This window comes from Aminobacter sp. P4_H6_2, from assembly GCF_056400805.1.
Map to the genome: position 1 here is coordinate 1 of NZ_JBFUKO010000249.1, position 7,578 is coordinate 7,578.

Sequence of the window (7,578 nt, forward strand, 5' to 3'; positions counted from 1 at the left end):
GAGCGGCCCGATCGGGTTGTTGGGCTCGCCCGCCACGCGAAACGCCAGCAATATATCGGTGTCGAAAGCGTGTGGGGCGGCGTCGCGGGCGATTTCGGAAAGTTCAACGAACCCCCACAGGCCGCCGGCAATGATGATACCCGCCGCCAGCAGCGAAAATTCGATCCTGTTCCACAGTGTCTGCCGCATCGTCTTGCCGTTTGCCTTATGTGTTTGAGAGCACTTCCGAACCCGAGTCCGCGCCGAGAAAGTGGGGACCGCTTTTGGGAAAAAAAGATGCTCAAACAAGAAATCGGAACTCGTCCCGCCTGAATCGGGATGAACGCCGAGAGGCTCTATAATCAAGGCCGATTTCCGACGAAACTGTCATGCTACTGTTATCTCGTCCGATTAGCGGTCTCGGCCAACCCCAAGCCGAACACCAAGCCAGAGGTCGAGACGATGAACCAGTACACACCAGGCGATCAGAAATTCCGTACGAGCATGCTCGAGGAGAATGACGGTCCCGGCCACAACCCGACCGACAACCGCACCATGGGCGACATCATCGCCAAGCGCTTTTCCCGCCGCAGCTTTCTCCAGGGCTCGCTCGCCGTCTCGGCCATTGCCGCCACCGTCAGCCCGATCGCCATCCTGCTCGCCGACGATGCTCGCGCGGCCACTGCGTCCGCCTTCATCTTCGACGAGGTCGAGGCTGGCATCGATGACAAGCACCATGTTGCATCAGGCTACGACGCCGACATTCTGCTGCGCTGGGGCGATCCGATCTTCGCTGACGCACCCGAATTCGACCCGCTCAACCAGACGGCGGAAGCGCAAAACCGTCAGTTCGGCTACAACAACGACTATGTCGGCTACATCGAGCTCGACGGCTCGTCCGAGCACGGCCTCCTGGTCGTCAACCACGAATACACCAACGATCACCTGATGTTCCCCGGCATCGTCAAGATCGTCGAAGGCAAGATCGACGTCACCCCAGCCGATCAGAAGCGCGTCGACATCGAGATGGCCGCCCATGGCGGTTCGATCGTCGAGATCCGCAAAGAAGGGGGCAAGTGGCAGGTCGTCCGTGACGGCAAGCTCAACCGCCGCATCACCTCCACCACCGAGATGCAGCTGACCGGCCCCGCCGCCGGCCATGACCGCCTCAAGACCAATGCGGACGCCTCCGGCACCAAGGTGTTCGGCACGCTCAACAATTGCGCCGGCGGTGTCACGCCCTGGGGTACCTACATCATGGCCGAGGAAAATTTCCACGGCTATTTCGGCGGCGAGCTGCCGGCCGATCACCCCGAAGCCGCCAACTACAAGCGCCTCGGCGTGCCGGAAGGCACCTATGAGTGGCTGAAGTTCTACGACCGCTTTGACGTCGCAAAGGAGCCGAACGAACCCAACCGCTTCGGCTGGATCGTCGAGGTCGACGTTCAGGACCCGAATTCCGCGCCGAAGAAGCGCACCGCCCTTGGCCGCTTCAAGCACGAGGGTGCCGAATCGATCGTCGCCTCCGACGGCCGGGTCGTGTTCTATCTCGGCGACGACGAGCGCTTCGACTACGTCTACAAGTTCGTGACCTCGGGCAAGTTCAACCCCAACGACCGCGCCGCCAATCTCGACCTGCTCGACGAAGGCACGCTCTATGTCGCCAAGTTCGCCGAGGACGGCTCGTTCGAATGGCTGCCGCTTGTGCAGGGCGAGGGCCCGCTGACGGCTGATGCCGGCTTCGCCAGCCAGGCCGACGTGGTCATCGAGACGCGCCGCGCCGCCGACCTGCTCGGCGCCACCAAGATGGACCGGCCCGAAGACATCCAGCCCAATGCCGTCAACGGCAAGGTCTATGTCATGCTGACCAACAATTCCAAGCGCAAGGCCGACCAGGTCGACGCCGCCAACCCGCGTGCCGAAAACGCCTTCGGCCACATCATCGAACTGATCGAGGATGGCGGCGATTTCACCGCCACCAAGGGCAAGTGGGAAGTGCTGCTGAAATGCGGCGATCCTTCGATCGCCGAAGTCGGCGCCTCGTTCTCGACCTCGACCACCGAAAATGGCTGGTTCGGCATGCCCGACAACTGCGCGGTCGATTCCGCAGGCCGCCTGTGGGTTTCGACCGATGGCAACTCCCCCAAGGCCACCGGCCGCACCGACGGCCTGTGGGCGGTCGATACCGAAGGCGAGGCGCGCGCCACCTCGAAGCTGTTTTTCCGCGTGCCGGTCGGTGCCGAGATGTGCGGCCCGCTCTTCACACCAGATGATCAGACCGCTTTTGTCGCTGTCCAGCATCCGGGCGACGGCGGCGAGGATTGGGAAGGTTTCGGCCGTCCGTCCTATTACGAGGACCTGTCGACGCGCTGGCCCGACTTCAAGCCCGACATGCCGGTTCGCCCGGCGGTTGTCGCCATCACCAAACAAGGCGGCGGCAAGATCGCCGTCTGATCTTCCAAGGACAATACGGCCGGCGGCTCTCCCGCCGGCCGTATTTCGTTCGCTTGCCGGACGAAAGTCTGAGGGTTTGTCGACCGAAGCCCAATTCTAYAATTATCGCGGTGCCCCTATGATCTCCCTCAGCGAGGAGGACGGGTGCGCGCCATCGAAAGACTTCGCAGGGCTTGGGCCGGGCAGTCGCTTGCGATCCAGTTTCTGATCGCCGGCGGTGCCGTGCTGCTCGCTGCGATGTTTCTTGCCGGCTATTGGGTCACCTCGCGCATCGAGGACGGCGTCACCCGCAATTATGCCACCGCCACCGCGCTTTATGTCGACGGCGTCATCGCGCCGATCCTGCCCGACATGCGCAGGAGCGTGACGCTGACAGACACCGTCAAGCGCGCGCTTGACGAGACGCTCGACCAGGGCGGGCTCGGCGACCGTATCGTTTCGTTCCGCCTCTGGCGCCGCGACGGCACCATCCTCTACTCCAAGGATGCCACCCAGATCGGCGCCAAGTTCCCGCCTTCGCCCAATCTGGAAGCGGCCTGGAACGGCCGTGTCGTCGCCGAATTCAACCAGCTTGACGACGACGAGAGTGCGCTCGAAAAGGCGACGGGCCGGCCGCTTCTGGAGATATATAATCCAGTACGCGAGCCCTGGTCGGGCCAGGTCGTGGCGGTGTCCGAATTCTACGAGATCGCCCATGAGTTCCGCTCGACGCTCAATGCCGCGGCATTTCGAGCTGGCTGTTCGTCGCCGGCACCACGCTTGCTGTCTTCGCGCTGCTTTGGGGCATCGTCTTTCGCGGCAGCAAGACCATCGACAGCCAGCGCAAGGCACTGGAGGAGCGTGTTGCCGATCTGCAGCAACTGCTAGCCCAGAATTCCTCGCTGCGCCAGCGCGTGGAGGGCGCGTCGCGGCGCGCAGCGGCACTCAACGAAAGCTACCTGCGCCGCATCGCTGCCGATCTGCATGATGGTCCGGCACAGCTTCTGGCACTGGCTTCGCTCAGGATGGACAGCAAGGCGATTGCTGACACTGACGTTACCCAGCCTGAGCGCGACAAGGAGATCGATGCCATCAAGTCGCGGCTAGACGAAGCGATGCGCGACATCAGAGACATCTCCAGCGGGCTGGTTCTGCCGCAGATCGAGGCGGCAAGCCTGAGCGAGACGTTGACGCTCGCCGTCTCGGCCCATGAGCAGCGTACCGGCACGAAGGTAGCGCTTTCTGGCAATCAGCTTGGGCTTGCGCTGGCTTCATACGAGAAGATCTGCATCTACCGCTTTGTCCAGGAAGCGCTCAACAATGCTTTTCGCCATGCTGGCGGGCGCGGCCAGGCGGTCGCGGTGACAGCCAATGCCGGCAAGCTCACCGTCGAGGTGTCCGACGCGGGGCCTGGCTTCGACGTCGCCAGCATCCGCGCCGACCGGCTCGGCCTCGCCGGCCTTCGCGAGAGGGTGGAAAGTATTGGCGGTCAGTTTTCGTTGACCTCATCAGCGGCCGGCACTCGCGCTGCCGTCATGCTCAACGTTGAGGATAAGGAACAATCATGACTGCTCCCTTGCGCCTTGCTGTCGTCGACGATCATCCTTTGTTTCGGGAGGGCGTGGCGCGTAGCCTCATAGAGCACGGCGGCTTCGAAATCGTCGGCGAAGGCTCAAGCGCCGACGATGCCCTGCGCATCGTCAGCGAGGCAGCTCCCGAGATACTCCTGCTCGACATCAGCCTGCCCGGCGGCGGACTGAGCGCCGTGCAAGGCATTCTCGACCTGCGGCCAGGCCAGAAGATCGTCATGCTCACCGTTTCGGAAACGCGCGATGACGTCACCACGGCACTCAACCATGGCGTTCGCGGTTATGTGCTGAAGGGAGTGGGCTCGAAGATGCTGGCCGAGATCCTGCGCAATGTCGCGGCGGGCGAAGTTTATGTCTCGCCTGTGGTGTCGGCACGGCTGCTCACCGATCTCAAGGCCATCCAGTCCGCGGAGCCGAGCGCCGAGCCGCTGCGGCAGCTGACGGAGCGCGAAGGCGAAATTCTCCTATTGGTGTCGGGCGGGCTGAGCAACAAGGAGGTCGCGGCCCGCCTGAAACTGCAGGAAAAGACCGTCAAGCACCACATGACCAGGGTTCTGGCCAAGCTCAACGTGCGCAACCGCACCGAAGCGGCAATGATGCTGCGCGATTCCCTGGATCGAGCCGGCTAGGTGCCGCTCTTCCTCGATGGCTCAAAAAGAAGGCTGGAAAGGCTTTCGCCCTTCCAGCCTGTCACCTGAGCCCTGCCGCCGCTTATCTGGCGAGATCGTTCATGCGAGCGATATCCCTGGCCGTTGCGCGGCGCTCGATGATGGTTCGCCCCCTGGCGTCCTTCATCTCGTAGATACCGTTGTCGAGTTCTTCCTTGGTGCCGTCCCGATGAACGACCTCGATGCTGTTGCGGCCGATTTCGACCCGATTGCCGGTGAGGCGGTTCACATGCTCGCGATCGTTGTCGTGGTTGTCGCTGTCGTCCCTGCCATTTCCGCCGCCGCGACCGCTATTGCCATTGCCATTGCCACTGTCGTGGCCGCCGCCGTGATCGTCGCTGCCATTGTCATCATCGTCATCGCCGCCGCTTCCACTGTTGCCGCCGCCACCGCCGTGGTCACTGCCGCCACTGCCGCCGTGATCGTCGCTACCGCTGTGGTCGGAGCCGGAATCGTCGTCGTCCGCCATGGCGGCTGCGGTCACCAGCTTGGGCATCGCGCCGTCGAAGCTCAGGTGCAGTGGGACCGCCGTCAGCGCCAAGGCAGCCGAGGCGCGAAGCATGAGCAAGGTAAGACCGAGGGAGGATCTTGCACGCATCGTGAGGTTCCTTCTATGGGCGCAGGCGGGCTGCGCCTTAGCTCTCCCGCAAGGAACACCCTGCCGCAAGCTGCTCCCGATGTGGAGCGTCCTGCGACCCATACGCCGCTGCGACCGACCAAAGCTATGCTGAGATCAGACCTTGGTCTGGCGAGCCGCTAAGTCGAAAGGATGCGTTGGCCTACTTCCCGGCCAGTGCCGGCCCAAGCGTGATCAGCGCCACGGCCACCACCGCCAGCCCCACGCCGATGCCCTGGATGCCGCTCAGCTTTTCGCCGAAGTAAATGATCGCCACCAGATTGACGGCGATCAGCTGGATCACGGCCGAGAGCGAGAACGACACCGACATGCCGAAATCGCGCACCAGGCGCAGCATGACCAGATTGCCCAGCGAATAAAGCAGCAGCGTCACCACCAGCTTGCCAAGCGTCGGCTCGATACCCCAGGTCTTGGCCACCATCGCCGCGATCAGGAAGATGACGGTCGAAAGACCGAGCAGCGAAAGGCCGATGGCGGACATTTTGAAAAGCTCCCGAGAAACTGTCCGCGATTTGCGCTGAATGCTCCCCAAGCGTCAAGCGCGCCCGCGCTCTGGCGCAATCAAGTTCTATAGTTGTCGCCGGCGGCTGCCGACCGGGATCGTTGCGACGATCCGCGCGGAAAGCGCCAGATCGTCATTGGTCGATTGAATTGCCAGTGATTTGACCGGCAGATGGGCAACAGTGCGATGGCGCCAACGCTCCACCAGCCCTGCCAGTTCATTCGTTTCGGCGGCCGCGAGTGGCGAGGCGAAATGATAATAGCCGACCACGTAAAACCGGGTCACCCGAGCGCCACACGCGCCCTGGATCAAGGCAAATATATCCTCGCCGTCGCGACATTCCGGATAGACCGGAAGATACATCCTGCCGGTGTTGAACTGGCCCAGAAATGGTCCGCCGATCCGTACCGAAAGCTTTCCTAGTGGTGCGAGCGCTTTGGCAACCTGGTCTGCGCAACGCGCGAACTCTGGCTCGGCAAGACCGTTGACGATTGTCGCGTGAAGTTTCGATGCGCGCTCCTGAGACAGGGTCCACTGAATCTTATCGCTGAATGAGAACGCACGAAGTTCCTTTTCAAACAGTCGAAATGCGTCAGACCGACCAAGTTCCGTTGCGTCGACTGGCAAAACGAGCGAATGACGCGGTGCCGCATATTTTCCGTTGAGATAATCGGTCCCATCCTTGCGTGCTATGGCATCGGCATGGCCTGGCGCCACCAACGGCAGATGGGCGAGCCGATAGGCGGCGTCGAATGTCAGCGCCTCGCCTGGACGGAAGACCCGGCGCGCCGCCTCATACGCCATCATTGTATCGTCGCAATATTCCGTGTTTGAAGGACCATGCATTTGGGGTCTCGAAGCGCGAGCGGGTTTAGCCAATGCAGCTCACGGCTTGACCATCAGCACCCAGTTCTGGCCCGGATTGTCCCAGTCTTCCTTGACCATCGGCCGCGTCGCCACTTCGCGGTAGCCGGCGCTGTCATAGAGGTGCCGCGCGTTCGTATTGGCGTCGGACACGATCAGGCTGGTTCCGTTGCAACCCGTGGCTTCTGCTATCACGTCGGCCATGGCGAGCAGCCTGGAGCCGAAGCCCCGGCCGCGCGCTTCGGGCATGGTTGCCACCACGTTGACATACCAGCTGCCCACGGCCATCGCCTCGAGCTCGTTCATCGGCACGAACATCGCGGGCGTGTCGGGATCGACGGGGGCTGGCACGATGGGATAGCCGATCAGGCAGGCCAGAACCTTGCCATGCTCCAAAACCAYGGTGTTGCGGTAGGAAAAGCTGCCGTGCTCGCGCTGAGCCCGCTGGCGGCCCACTTCCCACGGGTCGCCGCCATCGRCCATCTTGGTCCAGAGATAGAGCGGCAGCCCGTGGCCGGCCATGTTGACCAGCTTGGCAAGCACGGTCGCATCGTCCTTGGTGGCGGGGCGCGCTTCCGCGGTCAAACCCTCGTCACTATGCTCAGCCTTTTCGGCCATGACCGTTCCTCCCATGCGCAGCCACCCCAAGCTGCCGCCCATATAGGAGCGCGCGGGGGCACCTCAGTCAACAGCCCTTTGGGCCGGCATTCGCGCACTCCGACGCGTCCATTCCGCGCCGCTGCCGGATGCCGGAATGTTGTATTTTTAAACTTGATATTTTTAGTCCAGTTTTGTATTGGCTCGTCCTGGGTGGCGGGTTAAGCTCACCACGGCCACGCATCGAAACATGCGTGGTCGTGGTCGCGAACAAACAACTGGAGGCGCACTTATGATGCATGTCGCTCC

6 protein-coding genes and 2 pseudogenes are annotated in these 7,578 nt (G+C 62.5%); 3 read left to right on the plus strand and 5 right to left on the minus strand.

Features of this window, described 5'->3' with window-relative positions; all coding sequences use genetic code 11:
* Nucleotides 1–189, minus strand: a pseudogene (locus AC1DUU_RS17715) (phosphatase PAP2 family protein); the annotation flags it as partial.
* Between the two features lie 252 nt (nucleotides 190–441).
* Between AC1DUU_RS17715 and AC1DUU_RS17720 the strand changes: the two are divergent.
* The 3 genes and pseudogenes from AC1DUU_RS17720 (at nucleotide 442) to AC1DUU_RS17730 (ending at nucleotide 4,630) form a co-directional block, all read left to right on the plus strand.
* Nucleotides 442–2,433: a PhoX family protein gene (locus AC1DUU_RS17720; RefSeq protein WP_476784718.1), complete on the plus strand. Its 1,992-nt coding sequence runs from the start codon at nucleotides 442–444 to the stop codon at nucleotides 2,431–2,433.
* Nucleotides 2,434–2,577: 144 nt separating this feature from the next.
* Nucleotides 2,578–3,980, plus strand: a pseudogene (locus AC1DUU_RS17725) (sensor histidine kinase).
* Nucleotides 3,977–4,630 (plus strand): LuxR C-terminal-related transcriptional regulator, encoded by a 654-nt coding sequence (locus tag AC1DUU_RS17730; RefSeq protein ID WP_476784719.1) that lies wholly within the window; start codon nucleotides 3,977–3,979, stop codon nucleotides 4,628–4,630. Before AC1DUU_RS17725 ends, AC1DUU_RS17730 begins: the two are co-directional and overlap by 4 nt.
* 82 nt (nucleotides 4,631–4,712) lie before the next feature.
* Here the strand turns inward: AC1DUU_RS17730 and AC1DUU_RS17735 are convergent, their stop codons facing one another.
* The 4 genes from AC1DUU_RS17735 to AC1DUU_RS17750 form a co-directional block, all read right to left on the minus strand.
* A complete protein-coding gene (locus AC1DUU_RS17735; protein ID WP_476784720.1) occupies nucleotides 4,713–5,267 on the minus strand; it encodes a hypothetical protein in 555 nt (184 codons plus the stop codon).
* A 181-nt stretch (nucleotides 5,268–5,448) separates the two neighbouring features.
* Nucleotides 5,449–5,787 carry a hypothetical protein gene (locus AC1DUU_RS17740; RefSeq protein ID WP_476784721.1) on the minus strand — a complete coding sequence of 113 codons (339 nt, stop codon included), beginning with the start codon at nucleotides 5,785–5,787 and terminating at the stop codon, nucleotides 5,449–5,451.
* A gap of 87 nt (nucleotides 5,788–5,874) precedes the next feature.
* Nucleotides 5,875–6,528 carry a hypothetical protein gene (locus AC1DUU_RS17745; RefSeq protein WP_476784722.1) on the minus strand — a complete coding sequence of 218 codons (654 nt, stop codon included), beginning with the start codon at nucleotides 6,526–6,528 and terminating at the stop codon, nucleotides 5,875–5,877.
* A gap of 165 nt (nucleotides 6,529–6,693) precedes the next feature.
* Nucleotides 6,694–7,290 (minus strand): GNAT family N-acetyltransferase, encoded by a 597-nt coding sequence (locus AC1DUU_RS17750; protein ID WP_476784723.1) that lies wholly within the window; start codon nucleotides 7,288–7,290, stop codon nucleotides 6,694–6,696.
* Nucleotides 7,291–7,578 lie beyond the last annotated feature (288 nt).